This is a genomic window from Pantoea folii (assembly GCF_056678875.1).
Map to the genome: position 1 here is coordinate 1 of NZ_JBWXON010000026.1, position 20217 is coordinate 20217.

15 protein-coding genes are annotated in these 20217 nt (G+C 56.7%); 7 read left to right on the forward strand and 8 right to left on the reverse strand.

The features are described from left to right. The first annotated feature begins 203 nt into the window (after positions 1-203). The gene (pqqU, locus tag AC1MDE_RS23490; protein ID WP_480345135.1) at positions 204-2330 is read left to right on the forward strand and encodes a TonB-dependent receptor PqqU; all 2127 of its coding nucleotides are present in this window, start codon (positions 204-206) and stop codon (positions 2328-2330) included. A gap of 109 nt (positions 2331-2439) precedes the next feature. Here the strand turns inward: pqqU and AC1MDE_RS23495 are convergent, their stop codons facing one another. The 3 genes from AC1MDE_RS23495 to AC1MDE_RS23505 form a co-directional block, all read right to left on the reverse strand. After that, a complete protein-coding gene (locus AC1MDE_RS23495; RefSeq protein WP_058959993.1) occupies positions 2440-2994 on the reverse strand; it encodes an isochorismatase family protein in 555 nt (184 codons plus the stop codon). Between the two features lie 17 nt (positions 2995-3011). Next, positions 3012-3437, reverse strand: a complete 426-nt coding sequence (locus AC1MDE_RS23500; protein ID WP_058959994.1) for a MarR family winged helix-turn-helix transcriptional regulator — start codon at positions 3435-3437, stop codon at positions 3012-3014. A gap of 88 nt (positions 3438-3525) precedes the next feature. Further along, a complete protein-coding gene (locus AC1MDE_RS23505) occupies positions 3526-4071 on the reverse strand; it encodes a helix-turn-helix domain-containing protein (protein WP_034827330.1) in 546 nt (181 codons plus the stop codon). A 97-nt stretch (positions 4072-4168) separates the two neighbouring features. On the opposite strand from AC1MDE_RS23505, the gene AC1MDE_RS23510 reads away from it, so the two are divergent. The 4 genes from AC1MDE_RS23510 (at position 4169) to AC1MDE_RS23525 (ending at position 12187) form a co-directional block, all read left to right on the forward strand. Beyond that, complete coding sequence (locus tag AC1MDE_RS23510; RefSeq protein ID WP_058959995.1) at positions 4169-5347, forward strand: benzoate/H(+) symporter BenE family transporter; 1179 nt, start codon at positions 4169-4171, stop codon at positions 5345-5347. A 152-nt stretch (positions 5348-5499) separates the two neighbouring features. Then, positions 5500-6843: an SrfA family protein gene (locus AC1MDE_RS23515; RefSeq protein WP_058959996.1), complete on the forward strand. Its 1344-nt coding sequence runs from the start codon at positions 5500-5502 to the stop codon at positions 6841-6843. Positions 6844-6845: 2 nt separating this feature from the next. Next, positions 6846-9818 (forward strand): virulence factor SrfB, encoded by a 2973-nt coding sequence (locus AC1MDE_RS23520; protein WP_480345136.1) that lies wholly within the window; start codon positions 6846-6848, stop codon positions 9816-9818. Then, positions 9815-12187, forward strand: coding sequence for a virulence factor SrfC family protein (locus tag AC1MDE_RS23525; RefSeq protein ID WP_480345137.1), 2373 nt, complete (start codon positions 9815-9817; stop codon positions 12185-12187). Before AC1MDE_RS23520 ends, AC1MDE_RS23525 begins: the two co-directional genes overlap by 4 nt. Here the strand turns inward: AC1MDE_RS23525 and AC1MDE_RS23530 are convergent, their stop codons facing one another. The 3 genes from AC1MDE_RS23530 to AC1MDE_RS23540 form a co-directional block, all read right to left on the reverse strand. Further along, entirely contained in the window at positions 12188-12454 is a 267-nt protein-coding gene (locus AC1MDE_RS23530) for a barstar family protein (RefSeq protein WP_479402672.1), read from the reverse strand. It lies immediately after the preceding gene. Positions 12455-12456: 2 nt separating this feature from the next. Further along, entirely contained in the window at positions 12457-12891 is a 435-nt protein-coding gene (locus tag AC1MDE_RS23535) for a ribonuclease domain-containing protein (protein WP_160867226.1), read from the reverse strand. Positions 12892-12979: 88 nt separating this feature from the next. Next, the gene (locus AC1MDE_RS23540) at positions 12980-13327 is read right to left on the reverse strand and encodes a helix-turn-helix domain-containing protein (protein ID WP_034827340.1); all 348 of its coding nucleotides are present in this window, start codon (positions 13325-13327) and stop codon (positions 12980-12982) included. A 295-nt stretch (positions 13328-13622) separates the two neighbouring features. Between AC1MDE_RS23540 and AC1MDE_RS23545 the strand changes: the two genes are divergently transcribed. Together AC1MDE_RS23545 and oqxB are read left to right on the forward strand one after the other, a co-directional pair. Then, entirely contained in the window at positions 13623-14777 is a 1155-nt protein-coding gene (locus AC1MDE_RS23545) for an efflux RND transporter periplasmic adaptor subunit (RefSeq protein ID WP_058960001.1), read from the forward strand. A gap of 18 nt (positions 14778-14795) precedes the next feature. Beyond that, positions 14796-17948: a multidrug efflux RND transporter permease subunit OqxB gene (oqxB, locus tag AC1MDE_RS23550; protein ID WP_058960002.1), complete on the forward strand. Its 3153-nt coding sequence runs from the start codon at positions 14796-14798 to the stop codon at positions 17946-17948. Between the two features lie 45 nt (positions 17949-17993). On the opposite strand, the gene AC1MDE_RS23555 is transcribed toward oqxB, so the two are convergent. Both AC1MDE_RS23555 and AC1MDE_RS23560 read right to left on the reverse strand, forming a co-directional pair. Then, positions 17994-19436 (reverse strand): sensor histidine kinase, encoded by a 1443-nt coding sequence (locus AC1MDE_RS23555; RefSeq protein WP_058960003.1) that lies wholly within the window; start codon positions 19434-19436, stop codon positions 17994-17996. Continuing rightward, positions 19433-20152 carry a response regulator transcription factor gene (locus AC1MDE_RS23560; RefSeq protein WP_064511335.1) on the reverse strand — a complete coding sequence of 240 codons (720 nt, stop codon included), beginning with the start codon at positions 20150-20152 and terminating at the stop codon, positions 19433-19435. The genes AC1MDE_RS23555 and AC1MDE_RS23560 overlap by 4 nt, the downstream gene beginning before the upstream one ends. Positions 20153-20217 lie beyond the last annotated feature (65 nt).

Sequence of the window (20217 nt, forward strand, 5' to 3'; positions counted from 1 at the left end):
CCGGAAACGAAGCGTTTCCGGATTCTTACACAGCCACTGGATCGTTCAACTGATCCTTAACTGATCGGCATTAGGCCCAATGGCCGCATTTATTGAATAAATTCGCTGAAAATGTAATACCCTGTATCACCAAAAAAGAATTATTCTATGCGCGATTAATGTTCCGCCTGGTTCATTCCTCGTCTTTTATACGGTCTTTCATAATGAAAATAGCTTTACTGCGACAGGCACCGTTGCTGATGCTGCCTGCATTATTCCCCCTGCAACTGATGGCGGCGGATAGTGCCAGCAATACCATGGTGGTCAGTGCCGCGCCAGCCGGCAGCGGTTTGTCCGAGCTGGACACGCCCGCGGCGGTGAGTGTGGTGTCCGGTGACGATATGCGTCATGCAGCACCACGCGTCAACCTCTCGGAAAACCTCGCCAGCGTGCCAGGCATGCAGATTCAGAATCGCCAGAACTATGCGCAGGATTTGCAAATTTCCGTGCGTGGATTTGGTTCGCGTTCGACTTTCGGTCTGCGCGGTATCCGCCTGTATGTTGACGGTATCCCCGCCACGATGCCGGATGGCCAGGGACAAACCTCAAATATCGACATTGGCTCGATTGACCACGTTGAGGTGCTGCGCGGCCCGTTTTCCGCGCTGTACGGTAATTCTTCAGGCGGCGTGATTAACGTTGAAACCCAAACCGGCCAGCAGCCTACCACGCTGGAAGCCAGCACCTGGTACGGCAGCTACGGCAGTTGGCGCAACAGCGTCAAAGCCAGCGGCACCACCGGTGATGGCACCCACGCCGGTGACGTGAATTACACCGTATCGGCCTCGCGCTTTACCACACATGGCTATCGCGACCACAGCTCGGCACAGAAAAACCTCGGTAACGCCAAACTCGGCGTGCGCATTGATGATGTCAGCACCCTGACGCTGCTGTTTAACAGTGTTCATGTGGATGCACAGGATCCCGGTGGTTTAACCGAAGCGCAGTGGAAAGATAACCCGCGTCAGGTTGCCAGCAACGTGACGCTGTATAACGCGCGCAAAACCGTCGACCAAACCCAGGCTGGGCTGCACTATCAGCGCCAGATGAGCGAGAATGACGATCTCAGCGTGATGATGTACGCCGGTGAGCGTGAGACCACACAGTATCAATCGATCCCGGCTAGTGCGCAGATTAATACTAAAGGACATCCTGGAGGCGTGATTTCGCTGGCTCGCCATTATCAGGGGATTGATACGCGTTGGACGCATCGCGATACCGTGTTCACCCTTCCCGTGACGCTAACCGCCGGTCTCGACTATGAAACCATGACCGAAAAGCGTAAGGGTTATCAGAACTTCACCACCAGCAATGGCGTGACGGATTACGGCGCTCAAGGCGACATGCGCCGCAATGAACGCAACCTGATGTGGAACCTCGATCCTTATCTGCAAACGGCGTGGCAATTTACCGATAAGTGGTCACTGGATGCTGGTGTGCGTTTGAGCACGGTGAATTTCGACTCTAACGATTATTACGTCACTTCCAGCGATCCCGATGACAGCGGTAATCGCCGTTATCACCGCTGGCTGCCAGCCGCCTCACTGAAATATGCGATTGATAATAGCTGGAATGCCTATGTGTCTGCGGGCCGTGGCTTTGAAACGCCTACGCTAAATGAGTTGTCTTATCGTTCTCTGAGTCAGTCTGGGCTAAATTTAGATCTCAAACCTGCAACGAGTGAAACGGTGGAATTAGGCACTAAAAAAAGAATAGGCAACGGCCTTATCACTGCTGCAATATTCCAGACAGATACCTCTAACGAGATTGTTTCAGCGGGAAGTTCTAATGGGCGTTCAATATACAAAAATGCCGGTGAAACCCGTCGTCGCGGACTGGAGTTGGGTCTGGATCAGGAGTTTGGCTATGACTGGCACCTGAAAGCGGCGTGGACCTTGCTGGATGCGCGCTATCGCCTTAACGCCTGTGGCACTGAAAGCTGTGACGGCAACCGTATTCCAGGCATCGCACGTAATATGGCCTATGCCGGGTTAGCCTATGCGCCGGATCAAGGCTGGTATGCCGGCGGTGATGTGCGCTACATGAGCGACATTGCAGCGGACGATGAAAATGATGTCAAAGCACCCTCTTATACCGTATTTGGCCTGAACTCGGGTTATAAGTGGCTGGTGCAGAACTGGACGCTGGACTTGTTTGGTCGCGTGGATAACCTGTTTGACCGCACCTATGTGGGTTCAGTGATCGTCAATGAGAGCAACGGTCGCTATTACGAGCCGGCACCAGGACGCAACTACAGTGTAGGTCTGACGGTAAGTTATGCGTTTCAGTAACTGACATCGCGTCTGACAAAAAGCCCTGCAACCTTATTCGGATTGCAGGGCTTTTTTTATGCCGTTTCGACAGTGCGCATGCAGTGCATGAGCATGCCTGACCAGTCGTTTACTTCAGCAGAGCCAGCACGTCGGTGGTTGAGCCGGTTTCGCCCAGACGCGGGAAGATACGCTCAACGCTGTTTTGATGAGTATCGGCGTTCAGGCAAGTCATCGCATCTGTTGCCAGCGTGACGTTGTAACCTAACTCGTAAGCCTGACGCGCCGTGGATTCCACGCCAATGCTGGTGGCGATACCGCACACCACCACCTGAGTGATGCCACGCTGCTGCAACTGATCGTGCAGATCCGTGTTGTGGAAACCACCCCAGGTCTTTTTCGTCACGGCAATTTCATCGGCTTTCAGCGCCATTTCCGGCACCAGCACAGCCCAGTCGGCTGGCAGTTCGCCACTATGACGAGCCTGCTCGTTACGGCCTGGTGCGCCACCGGCGACATTCACTTTCACCACCGGCAGGTTTTTGTCATGAAACGCCTTAACCAGCTGTGCACAACGCTCAACCACGACATCGGCTGACAAAGGCGCAACAGGAAGACGGACAATCCCGTACTGCAGGTCAATCACAATCAGGGCGGTTTTTGCGTCTAAGGTCGTTAAAGCCATGGGAATTCCTCTCAGGATTATTGGTCGGCAATACGTTGCAGTAAGGGAATAGCGGCCATTAAAATTTTCTGTTCCGCACTATTAAGCGTGGTTGCCATGCTCTGGAGTAGCCAGTCATCACGTTGTGCACGATTGGCGGCGATCAGCGTCAGGCAGCTTTCGGTCGGCAGATAGCGGGTTTTACGGCCGTCCAGCGGATCGGCTTCGCCTTTCACGAGTCCCTGCGCCTGCAAGCTGGCAACGGTTGCACCCATCGACTGACTGCGCACGCCTTCTAACCCGGCCAGTTCGGTTACCGTCATCGCGCCATCGCGCACCAGATAACCCAACACAGAAACCTGTGGCCAGGTGAGATCGCCCGGTGGGGCCGATTCGCGCAGACGTCGCGCCAGTTTGCCATTCACGCTGCGTAGAGTCGCAGCCGCGCTATTCAGGTCGCTCATGGCACCTTCTCCTTACTGATGAAGCGCGAGTATATAAATACGAAGGCAAACTGTGTAGTTTACCTTCGTATCAATTTGTAATTGGCACTCACGGCCGCTTGATGTAATGAATCAGACTGTGAAAACGCAGCGGCGTGCTGAGGGGATTGCGATAACTGTGCGCGACATCCGCCGCAAACTGGTGCGCTTCGCCGTTGAGCAGGCGACGCCAGGTTCCCTCCACGCACAGCAGCAGCTCACCTTCCAGCACCACCACCTGCTCAATCACGCCACTTTCGTGCGCGGAAGAGTCGCTTTGTGCACCGCCAGCAAGCGTGACTTCCAGCAGATCAAAACGCAACGCGGCATCATATGGCAGCAGCGGCTTCACCTGCATTTGCGCATTGGGTTGGCTAAACGTCGCGGCGATACCCGGCGGTTGATCGCTACCCTGAACAAAAAACGAGAAAGGCACATTGAAACCGGTAGCGATTTTCCACAATGTCGCCACCGTCGGGCTGGATTCACCGCGTTCGATTTGGCCCAACATCGCTTTGCTGACACCGGTGCGATCCGCTGCCAGTGTCAGGCTCCAGCCGTTCGCCTGGCGCAATTGTTTTAACGCCTGGCTCAAATGTTGATGCAGATTTTCCATGCTATCTCCTGGCAAATTCGCGCGCAGTGTAGCACTTGTGCGTTATAACACACTCGTGCAATAGTGTGCGTTATAACGCACAGCAGGATGCAAATCGATGATCACCGCCACTTCGCGCAACGCTTTCTCTTTCCCTATGCTGGTTTCCGGCTTTATTGCGGTGCTGGTGGGATACAGCAGCACTGCCGCATTGATTTTCCAGGCCGCCCAGGCTGCAGGCGCCTCGCCGGAACAGATCGGCGGATGGCTGTCGATGCTCGGCATTGGCATGGGTTTAGCCTCTTTTGGTCTTTCGGTGTGGACACGCATGCCGATTCTGGCCGCCTGGTCGACGCCGGGGGCGGCCCTGTTGGCCACCAGCGTGCAGGGCCTGACCTTAAATGAAGTGGTCGGCGTGTTTGTAGCGACCAATGCGCTGATCGTACTGAGTGGCGTGACCGGACTGTTTGCCCGCTTGATGAACCACATTCCGCAATCTTTGGCCGCGGCGATGCTGGCGGGGATTTTACTGCGCTTCGGGATCGGCACCTTCACCGGTTTACAAGGCAACTTTGCGTTGTGCGGTAGTATGTGTCTGGTGTGGCTGTTAAGCCGACGCTGGCTGCCGCGTTATGCCATCATTCTGGCGCTGATCGCTGGCGTGCTGGTGGCGGTGGGTCAGCAGGCGATTCATTTCCCGCCGCATGCCCTGACGCTGAGCGTGCCGGAATTTATCATGCCGCAGTTCACGCTGGCATCATTGATTGGTGTGGGATTGCCCTATTTCCTGGTCACCATGGCCTCACAAAATGCGCCTGGGATTGCGACCTTACAGGCGCATGGTTACCAGCCTCCTGTCTCTGCCCTCACCGGCTGGACCGGTTTTATTGCGCTGATCTTGTCTCCTTTCGGCGGCTTTTCGGTGTGTATAGCGGCCATTACCGCTGCCATTTGCATGGGAGAGGATGTGGATGCCGATCCGAAACGACGCTGGATGGCCTCAGCCATTGCCGGCATTTTCTATCTGCTGACCGGCTTTACCGGCGCGCTGATTGCCATTCTGTTAAGTGCCTTGCCGCAGGTGCTGATCGCCACGCTGGCCGGGCTGGCGCTGCTGGCCACCCTCTCCGGCAGCCTGCAACGCGCTCTCGCCGAGCCCGATCACCGTGACAGCGCCATCGTCGCCTTTTTAATCACCGCCAGTGGTATCTCTCTGCTGGGGATTGGTTCTGCCTTCTGGGGATTAATCGGCGGCATGATCACCCATCTGGTGCTGAGCCACCGCGCACGCGCTTAAAATTTCAGCAACCGACCCTTACACGCGGGAAAAACACCCTGTTTTTCCCCCTTTATCAGCCGTTTGATTCCCTGCATTTGGCTTAAGATCACCAGCATCGCCAATTACACACACTGTTTTGCTTTAGGCAACCACCGATAAGGGCCCTACGAGTGGCAAAAACTTTTCTGCGCAGCGGCAATCTGGATTCGGTACTGGCACTGGGTGAAAACGGCCAGCCGGTCTGGGCCTCTGCCCTGCAAATCCGTGAAACACTGCGTTTACGTCGCCAGACGGCGCTGGCTAATTGCCTCGCCATTCCCCAGGCCAACGAGCGCGGGGACCGCCTCGACTGGTATGCGCCCTTTAACGGCAAAGTAAAATCCTGGCGCAGTGCCAGCGATCATGAACGGCAAAAAGCGCTGGAACTCCTGACGCTCAATCAGCAGGATTTACTGGCTGCAAGTCTACGCGCGCGTGACGCTGAGAATCCGGCGATGCGCCTGTTTGGCGCCCTACTGAGCAAGACGCTGCAGTTCCCGGATCAGCAGTACGTTTATCTGGTCGACGGCAAACCCGTCATCACCTTCTGGGGCTTTGTCGATCCGCAGGCGCGCTCTCGCGATGACGCACTGGCCTGCCTGCGCGACAGTCTGGAAGAAGATTTACCGCCGTTGCTGCCAGAACCACCGGCTGCGGTTATCGTGGCACCGGTTATTGCGCCTTTGATTGAAGTGCCTGCCGTTGTGGCTGCACCCGTGGTGGAAGAGCCCGTTGAGATCGCCCAGCCTGAACCTGAAGCGCCACAACCCGCACCTGAGCCTGAGCCTAAAGTTGAACAGCCGCCTGTTCGCCGCCCTTCCGCATTGCGTCCATTGGCATTGCTGCTGCCGGTTGCCGCCGTGGCTGCGGCTGGCGTAGCGTTCTGGCTGCACAGCACAGCGCCTGAAGCCACACCGCCTGCCCAGGTTGCCGATGCACCGGCTCCCGTTTTCACGCCACCGCCAGTGGTCGCGAAAGCTGAGAAACTGGCCGCCACGCTGCCACAAAAAACCGCCACGGTCACCGCTGCGCCTGTGCCTGCCGCGCCTCCTGCGCCGCCTGAGGTGATTGCTGAACATACTGAACCGGCCAAGGCCGATGACCTGGTGATGACCACCGAAGATGCGCGTATCGGTTCCGTGAAGTTTATCAACGGGACCTGGCGCGTGATATTACGACAGACTAACCTGCCAACCGGTAAGCCACCGAGCCTGCGCTATCAGCTGCGCAACGGCAAAGGCATCGCTACCATTACACAAGGCGATAACATCCGCTGTAAAGCCGATGTGACTGCCGCAATGACGGTGGACGGCACCATGGTGGTTCGCAGCCGCTATACTGCGACCTGCAGCGACAAATCGCGCTACCGCATGCCGGAACTGGTGTGTAAAGCCGGTGATGGCATTGCCAGTTGCACTGCGCAGTACGGCGCAGATCAGGTCTTCCCGTTGACGATTAAGCGTGAGAGTAAGTAAACATGTTGGCTCCCCTCATCGATGACAAACAAAAAATCACGCTGATTGAAGATAGCGGTGTGCAGTTTCTCGATTTTGGCTTACGTCTGCCTGCCTTGCAGGCGCGCCGCCAGTTCGTTCGTCAAACCGCTAACGGTCCGCTGCTGCGACTGAACGTGGACGGTAACAGCGGCAAATTTTTGCTCTATCCCGAAGACGGTGGTGCAGCAGAGGTGGTACGTCCCGAGTCGGACATTGCACTGGCAGATTCGTTAACGCTGCTGGCGCATCAATGGCTGCCGCTGCCGGTGCTGCGCTGCACCAGCGGTCGCCGTTTTATTGGCGGCCCGGATAACTGGGCACGCCTGCACCTGGCACCGCTGGCACAGCCCGATGCCGTAGGTAACACCCATCGCATTACGCTGGCGTTTGATACCCGTATCGTGCCGGAACAGGACGGCGGCGAACAGCACGGTCTGAGCAAAGCCGATGCACAAAACGGCGTGAGTTTCGCCCTTGCCTGGCACAACTATGAACTGGGTGAGTTTCTGGACCACACCTGGGTGGATGGCTGGCTGCGTGAAACCTTTACTCAGCAGGTCAACGCGCTGGAATCTCGCCGCGAGCAGGAGCTGAATCAGGCGCTGCGTGAGTTTGAGTATCAGGCACACTATCTCAACCTGCTGGAGCTGCTGGGTGAGCAGTTGGACCTGGCCGAGATCTACATTCAGGCCACCTCGCTGCAAACCCCAGCGGTGAATGTCGATATCATCCTCGACGTCGGTAACTCGCACACCTGCGGCATTCTGGTGGAAGACCACGCTGAAGAGAGCAACGGACTGCGCCAGACTTACGAACTGCAACTGCGCGACCTTTCTGAGCCACATCAGGTCTACAACGAGCTGTTTGACAGCCGTCTCGAATTCGCAGAAACCCGCTTTGGTAAAGCAAACTTCTCGCTGGAAAGCGGCCGCGAAAACGCTTTTATGTGGCCATCGCTGACGCGCGTTGGCCGTGAAGCCAGCCGCCTTGCCCTGCTGCGCGCGGGCACAGAAGGCAGCACCGGTCTCTCCAGCCCGCGCCGTTATCTGTGGGATGAAGCACGTTATCAGCCAGGCTGGCGCTTTAACGCCCATGGCAGCAGTGATGAGCCACAGGCAACTGCGCTGCCTTTCACCCTGTTGCTGAATGACGAAGGCCAGCCGCTGCATGCGCTGGCGGAAGACGATCGCCTGCCGGTGTTCTCGGCCAGCTACAGCCGCAGTTCGCTGATGACCTTTATGCTGTGTGAGCTGCTGGCTCAGGCGATGATGCAGATGAACAGCGTGGCACAGCGTCAGCGCATGCCGCAGAGCCAGGCTCCGCGCCAGCTGCGTCATGTGATCCTCACGCTGCCCTCTGCGATGCCGAAACCGGAGCGCGAGATTTTCCGTCGTCGCATGCAGGAAGCCATCGCGCTGGTGTGGAAAGCCGAAGGCTGGCATCCGGCTGAGGAAGATTTCAGCGTGCAGAGTCAGGCGAAAAGCCTGCGCCCGGTGCCGGATGTGCAGATGGAATGGGATGAAGCCACCTGCGGACAAATGGTGTGGCTGTTCAATGAAACCCAGGTGAACTTTGCCGGGCGTGCGGAAGATTTCTTCAGCAGCATGGCGCGTCCGGATCGTCCACGTGAAGTCGACGAAGTACCGGGCAAAAGCCTGCGCATCGCTTCTATCGATATTGGCGGCGGCACCACCGATCTGGCCATCACCCAATATCGTCTCGATGACGGCCAGGGTAATAACGTTAAAATCACCCCGCGCCTGCTGTTCCGTGAAGGCTTTAAAGTCGCAGGCGACGATATTCTGCTGGATGTGATTCAGCTTTGGATTCTGCCTGCACTGCAACAAAGTCTGCAGAAGGCTGGGCTGACGCTGGCTGAACCGCTGATGAACAAGCTGTTTGGTCACGACAGCCGCATGGATGGGCAAGCCACGCTGCGTCAGCAAGTCACCCTGCAGCTGTTCATCCCGCTGGCGCAGGCCGTGCTGGAACGCTACGAAAATTGGGATCCGCTCGACAGCCACAGCGAAATCAATGCGCTGTTCGGTGAGCTGGTGCCACAAAAACCGGCCAGCAGCGTGCTGGCGTTTGTTAACGGTGAGATTCAGCGCACGCTGGGCGGCGACAACCGCTTCGATCTGCTGGATGTGCCTTTGGTGGTCAGCATGGCGCAGCTGCACGGTGAGTTCCTGCAGCATCGTATGGCGATCATCCCGGCCCTGCGTGCCATGTGCGAAGTGGTGTCGCTGTATCAGTGCGATGTACTGCTGTTAACCGGCCGTCCTTCGCGCTTCCCCGGCATTCAGGCACTGGTACGCCATCTGCAGCCGCTGCCGGGCAGCCGTATTTTGTCGCTGGAAGGCTATCACACCAGCGACTGGTATCCGTTCAACAAACAAGGCCGCATTGATAACCCGAAATCCACTGCTGCCGTCGGCGCGATGCTGTGCCTGCTGGCGCTCGATCTGCGTCTCAGCAGCTTCTGGTTCCGTGCGGGTGATTTCGAGCCTTACTCCACCATTCGCTATCTCGGCGTGCTGGATGAAACGGCCACGCTGAGCGATGACAACCTGTGTTACAGCGAGATCGACCTCGACAAAGGGGATTTTGCACTGGATCGTAAAAGCAGCTTCCGCATTCGCGGCAACGTCTGCCTCGGTTTCCGTCAGCTGGATAATGACCGCTGGCCAGCTTCACCGCTGTACAGTCTGAGCATCACCGATCCGCATCTGGCACGTAAAGTCGCCGGCGAAAGCATCCTGCGTATCAAGCTGGCGGTACAGCCGGGGCCGGACAACTTTGGTCCGGAGCGTCTGGTGCTGAGCGATGCCCGCATGGATGACGGCACTCGCGTGCCGCTTGAACAACTGAGTCTGAAACTGAATACGCTGTCTGCGACCGGCAATGCCAACGCGCAGTATTGGATTGACAGCGGGAGCGTCTGCAAACGATGAGAACTGCCAAGAGAGCCACCTCTGTTACGCCTGCCAAACGTCTGAGCCTGATGCAGGAGACGCTGGACGGCGCACTGAACTGGATTGAAACCCATCAGGCGCAGGCACCGCGTCTGGCACTGGAAGCGGATACGCTGCGGCTGCAACTGCGCCGCGCGCGCGTGGAAAGTCATGCGCTGGCGCGTCAACTGGCACGTCCGGTGACGCTGGCGATGTTTGGCCAGTCACAGGCGGGCAAAGCCTGGCTGTTGAGTGAAATGGTGGGCGATGCGCAGGGCCAACTGATGGCGCGTCTGGGCGATAGAATTGTGAACCATTTCCAGAACATCAATCCCGGCAATCTCGATTTTGCCATTGCCACTCGCTTCAGCCACCAGCGTGAAACCCAGTCCAGCGCCTGGCCACTGGAGATGACGCTGCTCAATGACGTGGAGCTGATTCGTCTGGTGCTGGCCTGTGCCAAAACTGAAGCACAGCCAGACAGCCCGGTGATCGATGCCGCGCTGCAGCGTTTACAGCGCCATCGTCAGGACGAGCCGCAGCCGGGCCTCGACAGCGATGCGTTGATTACATTGTGGGCGTGGAGCCGCCGCCAGCATCGTCACGCCGAGGTACTCGATCGTCACTTCTGGCCACAGGCGGTGGAACTTGCTCCGTGGTTAAATGTCGATGACCGCATTCAGCTGTTTGCGCTGCTGTGGCCTAATCAGGCGGCGCTTAACGAACAGCTGCGTAATCTGATGCACCTGCGTCATCAGCTGCGCCAGGCACCGCGCCTGCTGGCACCTCTGAGCCTGTTAACCGATGACGCCTCGCTGCCTGCGGAAAAACTGATTAGCAACGATGCCGACTGGCAGGAAATGATTGAAGTCTGCCCGATTGTCGCCAATCGTGTCGCTAAACCACAGCAGGTGCCGTTGGGCCTGCTGGCGTTGCTGACGCTGGAAATCACCGTTCCGCTGAATTCAACGCCACGTCAGGCGCTGTATGATGAAGCCGATATGCTGGAGCTGCCAGCGCCCGGCCAGCCCGCTGACGTGGGTCAGCAAGAAGATTTAGCCCAGTTGCGCAAACGCGATCCTCTGCGGGCGGCGCTGCTGGAGCAGAAACGCGCACTGCTGCCGGGACTGTATGCCGCGCGTCAGGGCATCGACCTTATGCTGATCTGTACCGCCGCCAGCCAGCGTCAGGATACCGACATTGCGGTTAACGCACTGCGTGAATGGCATATTCATCAAACCGTAGCGGCCAGCGGTGAAAAGCCACGCCTGATTTGGGCGATCACCCCGCACGATGCGCGCTATCAGCAGCAGCAGATTAATGTTGATGAAGCCGTGCAGCGTCAGATTGGACAACCAGGGCAAAGCTGGGGCTCGATGCTGGCGCTGGATCGCGCTGGCGTCGATCGCATGGGCAGCTGGTTGCAGGATGAAATGCAGCCGGAGGCGCGTCGTGATCGTCTGGCCCAGCAGTTGAGCACCTTGCAGCAGAAGCTGGTAGAACGTTTGCAGCCGTGGACTGAATCTACCGCTACGCCAGAGCAGGCGGCACGCAAGCAGGCGATTTCCGATACCTTGCTGAAGTGCTTGCAACATCGCACTGGCCTGCACGGCGAACTGCTGGAGCGCTTGCAACCTTCGCGCGAAGCGGTGCGTCAGCTGTGGCTGAGCCAGAGCAGCGGCACTGTCGTGCAGCACAGCGCGAAAACCGCTGCGGCTGAGCAGAGCTATTTTGGTATTGGCTTTGAGTTTGACCTGTTTAAAGATGAACCGGTCGCCCCTGCGGAACCGCGTAACAGCAGCGGCCAGCGCGATCAGCAATTCCCGCAGCAGGTATTTGCGCTGTGGCTTGAACATCTGCGACAGCTGCCGGAAAGCCGGAGTTTGCTTACGCTGCTGAACGTGGATAAGCCGACCATGGAATTGCTGGTAGAAGAGCTGATTACCGCCAGCTTCCGCCTGAAGGTATTAAGTAAGCTGCAAAGCGCGCTTAACGAACCGGATGCGCAGGCCAGCGCGCATGAAGCGCGTACCGATCGTCAGGTCTCGCGCGCGATGACGGTGTTGGGTGATTTTGTCGCCTGGCTCGGCTTCCTGCAGCGTCCGGAGAGCGAGCGGCCTGAGAGTCGAGTTAATCGCGGACAAACCATCTTCGCCCGACCACCTGCGCCGAGCGTGAGCTTCTCGCCAGGTCAACGTTTAACTCGTTTGTCAGCCGCACCCGCCAATCATACCGCCTATTATATCTATGACTGGCTGGTGGGATTAAATTCGGTCATCGTGGAAAACAACGGCTATACCGGCGGGAGCGACCTGCCCGCCAATGCCCGTCAGATGCTGGCGATTCTCCTGCTGCCGCTGCACGCGTAATCAGTCATGAATCAGGCGCAGCTCGCCTCGCAGCTGCTGCGCCGCTTCTTCCATCAGCGCCAACACCGGTGCAAACTCCGCCTCGCTCGCCTGTGCAATATGATGCAAATGCAGTTCAGCCGGCAGCGCAATCCCGCCCGTCAGCCAATCCCACAGTGCATCCAGATTGCAGCCAAACTCCCCGCTGCAGCCGCTTTGCGCCACAAACTCACGGTAGAACGCCTGCCGGCTGGCCAATTGCTGGAAATCAAAAGAGAGCATCAACATGGTTAGTTCACCTGTTTGAAGCTGCGATAGTGATCGGTGGTCAGAAAGATCAGTCCATCTGAAGAGTAAAGCAGACGATCAGCGTCGCGGTGGCCGCAATCGTAATTCACATCGGCCTCATACCATTGCCGCCCCGCTTGCATTGGCAGGCGCTGTTCACGATTGCTAAAACGATCGCCACCAATGGCGCGTCCCGGCAACACCGTGCACAAGTCGCCTTTGCTGGGGTTCCAGCCCTGACGGCGTGCTTCACTTTTGGTGAGATAAAGATCCGGCAACTGATGATTTTGCTGTAACCACTGCGCCACCGTGTGGGCATCGGTGAGTTTGGCAATATCTGTGCCCTGTGCGGCGGTTTTACCGGTTAAATGCGGCTTGAGTCCGGCCCAGGTGGCGGCCAGCGCGAGAATGAGTCCAATCCAGAGTTTCTTTGACATAGTGACATCCCGAAGTGCAGGACGCCGATAATAGCAGGATTATCGTGAAGAAGAACGCGGGCCAGCATGGCTGGCCCTGGCGGAGGTATTACTGCATCGCACTCGCGGCTGGCACGGCATGTCGACGCCATGCGCCAGGCGCCACGCCATACTGACGTTTGAAGCTGCGATTAAACGACTGCTGCGAATCAAACCCCAGTGAAATCGCCACATTGAGGATCGGTTCGTTGGTGGTCGTTAAACGGTCCGCCGATTTTTTCAGTTTCTTATTACGAATGTACTCGCCCAGCGGATAGCCGGTGTGCTCTTTGAACATACGCTGCAGGTGCCATTTCGAATAACCGGCGCGCCCTGCTACGGTGTCCAGATCCAGACGTGCTTCAATGTTGTTATCAATCCAGTCGATCAGATCGTGAATAAATGCGTCGCTCATCATCCCATTTTCTCCCGTCGCCTTAACGAACAGTATCAGTATCAGTTGCAATTACACTTTAAGGGTGGCTGACTATGACATTTAATGCAAGTTTTATTATTGCATTAAATGCCGCACTCGCCGTAGGGGCTTTTCCCCACTGAAACGAATCGATCAAAACAGCACATAAAGTGTATCAGATATTCTTGCAGATGCAGTTTGCAGCAGCCTACACTCATCGCGTTTTAATGCAATCTTAAAAGTTGCAGATTTTTCGTACATGTCCTTTCTTTTTTCACACCAACGCGGAATAACAACAATGCATCTGCAAACATATGGGGTTCGTCGGGCGGTAAGCCTGTCAGGAGTGATGTTGCTGGGAAGCCTGCTGGCCGCTTGCGATCGGGGTGTGGCGCAAAACGCCCCGCCACCGCCGCCCGAAGTGAGTGTCGCGCAGGTGGTCGAACAAAAAGTCAGCCAATGGGATAGCTTCAATGGTCGCTTTGAAGCGGTGCAGAGTGTGCAGCTGCGCCCCCGCGTTTCCGGCTATATCGATCAGGTTAACTATCGCGAAGGCGATGACGTGAAAAAGGGTCAGGTGCTGTTTACCATTGATGACCGCACCTATCGCGCCACGTTAGAGCAGGCACAAGCTGAACTCGCGACCGCGCGCAGTCAGGCATCGCTGGCGCGCAGTGAGTCGGCACGCACTGATAAACTGATTGGCACCAATGTGGTATCCCGTGAAGAGTGGGAACAGCGTCGTTCTGCAGCGAGTCAGGCGCAGGCCAATGTGCTCTCCGCGCAGGCCGCCGTAGATATGGCGCAGCTGAATCTCGATTTTACCCGCGTCACTGCCCCGATTGATGGCCGTGCCAGCCGCGCGATGATCACCACCGGTAACCTGGTGACCGCCGGTGACAGTGCCAGCGTGTTGACCACGCTGGTGTCGCAGGATCGTATGTATGTCTATTTCGACGTCGATGAAGCCACCTATCTGCAGTATCAGGCAATGGCACGGCAGGGACAAAATCGCGGTTCGCTGCCGGTGGAAATCGCGCTGACCGGCGAGCAAGGTTACCCGCATCGTGGCACCGTTGACTTCCTCGACAACCAACTCACCGCCAGCACTGGCACCATTCGCATGCGTGCCACGCTGGATAATCATGAACGTCAGTTCACCCCAGGTCTGTTTGCCCGCGTGCGTTTACCCGGCAGCGCCGCGTTTAACGCGCTGTTGATCGACGATAAAGCGGTGCTGACCGATCAGGATCGTAAATACGTGTATGTGGTCGATGCGCAGGGTAAAGCCGAGCGTCGCGATATTCAGGCTGGCGAGCTGGCTGATGGCCTGCGCATTGTGCAATCCGGTTTGAAGCCGGGTGACAAGGTTATCGTCAATGGCCTGCAGAAAGTCTTCATGCCTGGCATGCCGGTGAAAGCTCAGCCGGTGGCAATGCGCTCCGCTCAATAATAATCGAGACTGCCTGTTATGGATTTCTCCCGCTTTTTTATCGACCGACCGATTTTCGCGGCGGTGCTGTCGATCTTGATATTTACCACCGGTCTGATCGCCATACCGCTGCTGCCGATCAGTGAATACCCCAACGTGGTGCCACCCAGCGTGCAGGTGCGCGCGGAATACCCTGGTGCCAACCCCAAAGTGATTGCTGATTCGGTGGCGACGCCGCTGGAAGAGGCGATCAACGGGGTGGAAAACATGATGTACATGAAGTCAGTGGCCGGTTCTGATGGCGTGCTGGTCACCACCGTCACCTTCCGTCCAGGTACCGATCCAGACCAGGCGCAGGTTCAGGTGCAAAACCGTGTGGCGCAGGCAGAAGCTCGCTTGCCGGAAGAGGTGCGTCAACTCGGTTTGACCACGCAGAAGATGTCACCGACGCTAACGCTGGTGGTGCACATGTTCTCGCCGAAGGGCAAGTATGACTCACTCTATCTGCGTAACTACGCCACCCTGAAGGTGAAAGATGAGCTGGCACGCCTGCCGGGTGTCGGCCAAATTCAGATCTTCGGGGCGGGCGAGTATGCGATGCGCGTCTGGCTCGATCCGAATAAGGTGGCCGCACGTGGCATGACCGCTTCTGATGTGGTCAGCGCTATGCAGGAGCAGAACGTGCAGGTGTCTGCCGGTCAGTTGGGCGCAGAGCCGACCAAAAAGGCCAGTGACTTCCTGCTGTCGATCAACACCCAGGGTCGTCTGGAGAGCGAAGAACAGTTCGGCAATATCATCCTGAAAACTGCCGATGACGGCTCGCTGGTGCGCCTGCGTGACGTGGCGCGCATTGAGATGGGTTCCGGTAGCTACGCCCTGCGCTCGCAGCTGAATAACAAGGATGCGGTCGGTATCGGTATCTTCCAGGCACCGGGTGCCAACGCCATCGACCTGTCTAACGCCGTGCGTGACAAGATGGCCGAACTGGCCACCCGCTTCCCGGACGATGTGCAGTGGGCGGCACCGTACGATCCAACCGTGTTCGTGCGTGATTCGATCCGTGCCGTGGTGCAAACGCTGTTTGAAGCGATTGTGCTGGTGGTACTGGTGGTGATCCTGTTCCTGCAAACCTGGCGTGCATCGATCATTCCGTTGCTGGCCGTGCCGGTTTCGGTGGTGGGAACGTTCAGCGTGCTTTACCTGCTGGGCTTCTCGCTCAACACCCTCAGTTTGTTCGGGCTGGTGTTGGCGATAGGTATCGTGGTGGATGACGCCATTGTGGTGGTAGAGAACGTCGAACGTAATATCGCGATGGGACTCTCACCGACGGCGGCTGCGCATCAGGCGATGCGCGAAGTGTCGGGGCCGATTATCGCGATTGCGTTAGTGCTGTGTGCGGTATTCGTGCCGATGGCGTTCCTGTCTGGTGTAACCGGTCAGTTCTACAAGCAGTTTGCGGTGACGATTGCCATCTCCACGGTGATCTCCGCCATTAACTCATTGACGCTCTCTCCGGCGCTGGCGGCCAAGCTACTGAAGTCGCATGATGCACCGAAAGATATGCCGACGCGTCTGATTGATCGCTTGCTCGGCTGGATTTTCCGTCCGTTTAACCGCTTCTTCCAGCGCAGTTCTGATGGCTACGAGTCAATGGTCGGCAAAACCCTGCGTCGGCGCGGTGCGGTATTTGGCGTTTACGTCATACTGCTGGCGGGCGCGGGCTTTATGTTCCACACCGTGCCGGGCGGCTTTATTCCGACGCAGGATAAGCTGTATCTGATTGGCGGCGTGAAAATGCCAGAAGGTTCGTCACTGGCGCGTACCGATGAAGTGATTCGCAAGATGAGCGAAATCGGCATGAACACCGAAGGCGTGGCCTATTCGGTCGCCTTCCCTGGCCTGAATGCCTTGCAGTTCACCAATACGCCGAATACCGGCACCGTATTCTTCGGCCTGAAGCCGTTTAATGAACGTACCCGTACGGCTGCGGAAATTAACGCTGAAATCAACGCGAAAATCTCCAAAATCCAGCAAGGCTTTGGTTTCTCGATTATGCCACCGCCGATTCTGGGGCTGGGTCAGGGTTCGGGTTACTCGCTGTATGTGCAGGATCGTGCGGGCTTAGGTTACGGTGCGTTGCAAACCGCCATCAATACCCTTTCCGGTGCGGTGATGCAGACGCCCGGCATGATGTTCCCGATCTCCTCGTATCAGGCCAACGTGCCGCAACTGGATGTGCAGGTGGATCGTGACAAGGCCAAAGCGCAAGGTGTTTCTTTGACTGACCTGTTTAGTACGTTGCAGGTGTATCTTGGCTCCTCTTACGTCAACGACTTCAACAAGTTTGGTCGTACCTGGCGTGTGATGGCGCAGGCGGACGGTGATTTCCGTAGCAGCGTACAGGATATTGCCAATCTGCGTACCCGTAACAATCAGGGCGAGATGGTGCCAATCGGCAGTATGGTCAACATCACCACCACCTATGGCCCCGATCCGGTGATTCGTTATAACGGCTATCCGGCGGCGGATTTGATTGGTGATGCCGATCCACGCGTGCTCTCTTCAGCGCAGGCAATGGAGAAGCTGGAAGCGATGTCGGGCCAGGTGCTGCCGAATGGCATGAACATCGAATGGACCGACCTGAGCTATCAGCAAGCCACTCAGGGCAACACGGCGTTCATCGTCTTCCCGGTTGCGGTACTGCTGGCGTTCCTGGTGCTGGCGGCATTGTATGAGAGCTGGACGCTGCCGCTGGCGGTAATCCTGATTGTGCCGGTCACCATGCTGTCCGCGCTGGTTGGCGTGTGGCTCACCGGCGGTGATAACAACGTGTTTGTGCAGGTTGGTCTGGTCGTACTGATGGGGCTGGCATGTAAGAACGCGATTCTTATTGTCGAGTTCGCCCGTGAACTGGAGATGCAAGGCAAAGGGATTGTCGAGTCCGCGCTGGAAGCCTGTCGCCTGCGTCTGCGCCCTATCGTGATGACCTCGATTGCCTTTATCGCCGGTACCATTCCGCTAATCCTGGGTGAAGGTGCCGGTGCTGAAGTGCGCGGTGTCACCGGGATTACCGTGTTCTCGGGCATGCTGGGCGTGACGCTGTTTGGTCTGTTCCTGACGCCGGTGTTCTATGTGACGTTACGTAAACTGGTAACGCGAAAGCAGCCGGATGCGGAAGTTCAGACGGTGTAAATCTGTTTTAGGGTAAATTGGGGCGGCCAGAGATGGCCGCCTTTTTTATAGGGGAACGAAAAGCTGGAAGCAGGCACCCGGCGCGGGTTTCAGGGCAATGTCGCCGCGATGCAATTGCAGCATGCGACGAACGATGACCAGCCCCAATCCTCCATTATCGCGACGATCCGGATCGATGATTGAGGGACGTTCAAACAGGGTCTGACTGACTTCCGGTGAGATACCCGGACCGTTGTCTTCCAATTCCATCATCACTTTTTCCCCTTCCAGCCACAGACGCAGGGTAATGTTTCCACCCGACGGCGTATGACGGATGGCATTATCCACCAGGTTGGTCAGAACACGCTCTATCATCGACATATCCGCGTCGATCATGGGCAAACCCGACGCGATATCAACCGACAAATTCAGGCGGAATTTTTCCAACGCAAGTTCAAATTTCTGGATGACGTCCTGAACCAAATCCGGCAGCGAAAACCGTTCGTACTGTGGCGTGACGACACCATGTTCCAACCGCGCTAATTCAAAGAGTTGCTGCGCGAGCATGCCGACCTTTTCACTTTGCGTCAGGGCAATCTGCAAATATCGGCTGCGCTCCGCTTCGGTCAAGCTGGCAGCTTTCACTGCCAGCGTCTCCAGATAACCCTGAATCGACATCAGCGGCGTGCGCAAGTCATGCGAAATGTTGGCGACAAACTCACGACGCTGCTGATCTTTCAGCTCCAGCGTCTGTACCTGAGCATCAATACGCTGCGCCATATCGATAAAGGCGTTTTGCAACTGCGCCACTTCATCCTGTTGCGGGGAATGAGGTAGCGCGGCAAGGCGTTGTAGCGCATCCGCACCCGCTGTCACCTTTTGTGTCAGCTGTCGCACCGGTCTTGTGACCCAATAATAGGCCGCACCACCCGCCATCAATCCAAGCAGGACGATAACCACCACCGACCAAAGCATGGCGCTGCGCAGCACGGACATTTTAACGCCCTGCTGCAGATGTTGATAATTCTCCCCCTGCAAAATCACATAGAGATAACCCACCGTTCTGTTGCCATCCAGAATAGGCGCAGCGCTGAACACTTTGAGCGCGGAAGGTGAACGAGGATCCTCACCATACACCGGCAGTGGCGCCCCATTCAGCCACTTTTGCAGTGGACGCACGTCGACCCGATCGCGATGGACATGGCCGGCTGGCGCATCATTGGCCAGAATCTGTCCTTGCGCATCCAGCAGGTAAACTTCAACGCTCGGGTTGTAGGACATCATCTGGCCGAACAGCTGCTTGAGTGCTGGAGCATCGGTGTTACCGGCACTCATCAATGCGCTACTTTTGGCAATAGAAGCGGCCAGATTTCGCGATAAATTCTGCATCATGGCATCGCTGTATTGCTGGCGGTTGTTGTCCTGAATCAACAGGATCAGCGCACTACTGATTAGTAGCATCAGGGCAAAGACCAGCGTCAAACGCTGAGTGAGTGACAGACGTTTCATGTAACCTGATCTCCCTCACCCGGCACCACGAATTTGTAGCCCTGTCCCCACACCGTAAGAATCCAACGTGGCTCAGCTGGCGTCGCTTCAATTTTGAGGCGTAATCGGTTGATATGGGTATTAACCGTGTGCTCATAACCTTCGTGCTGGTAGCCCCACACCAGATTCAGCAAGCTAAGTCGCGAAAAGACCTTTCCTGGATGACGGGCAAAATAGTAGAGCAACTCGAATTCACGAGGCGTCAGCTCAATTAGCGTCTGAGCCAGCCGAACCTCTCGGGCAACCGGATCAATACTCAGGCTGCCAAGACGCAGGTTTCCCGCATCCTGACGTAAATTTTGGCTCATCGCTTCCTGGCGGCGGAAAAGTGCTTTAACGCGCGCCACCAGTTCCAGCATCGAGAAGGGTTTGGTTAAATAGTCATCAGCGCCCAGTTCCAACCCCAGTACACGATGCACTTCACTGGCGCGAGCGCTGATCATCACAATCGGCGTGTAGTGCGGCATATTGCGTGCACGACGGCACAGTTCTAGCCCATCAACGCCAGGCAACATAATGTCAAAAATCAAGGCATCCCAACGCTGGCTTTCCAGCAGCTGACTGCCACTATCACCATCCGCAGCATGCGTAATATCAAAGCCCTCGTCACGCAGATGAATGTGCAACAGCTCGGCAATATTGCCATCGTCTTCAACGATTAAGATCTTCTTCGCCATGTTGACCGCCTCAATGAACATCTTTTAAATCTTATACAGAATTGCCCCCCGGAGTTATCACATTT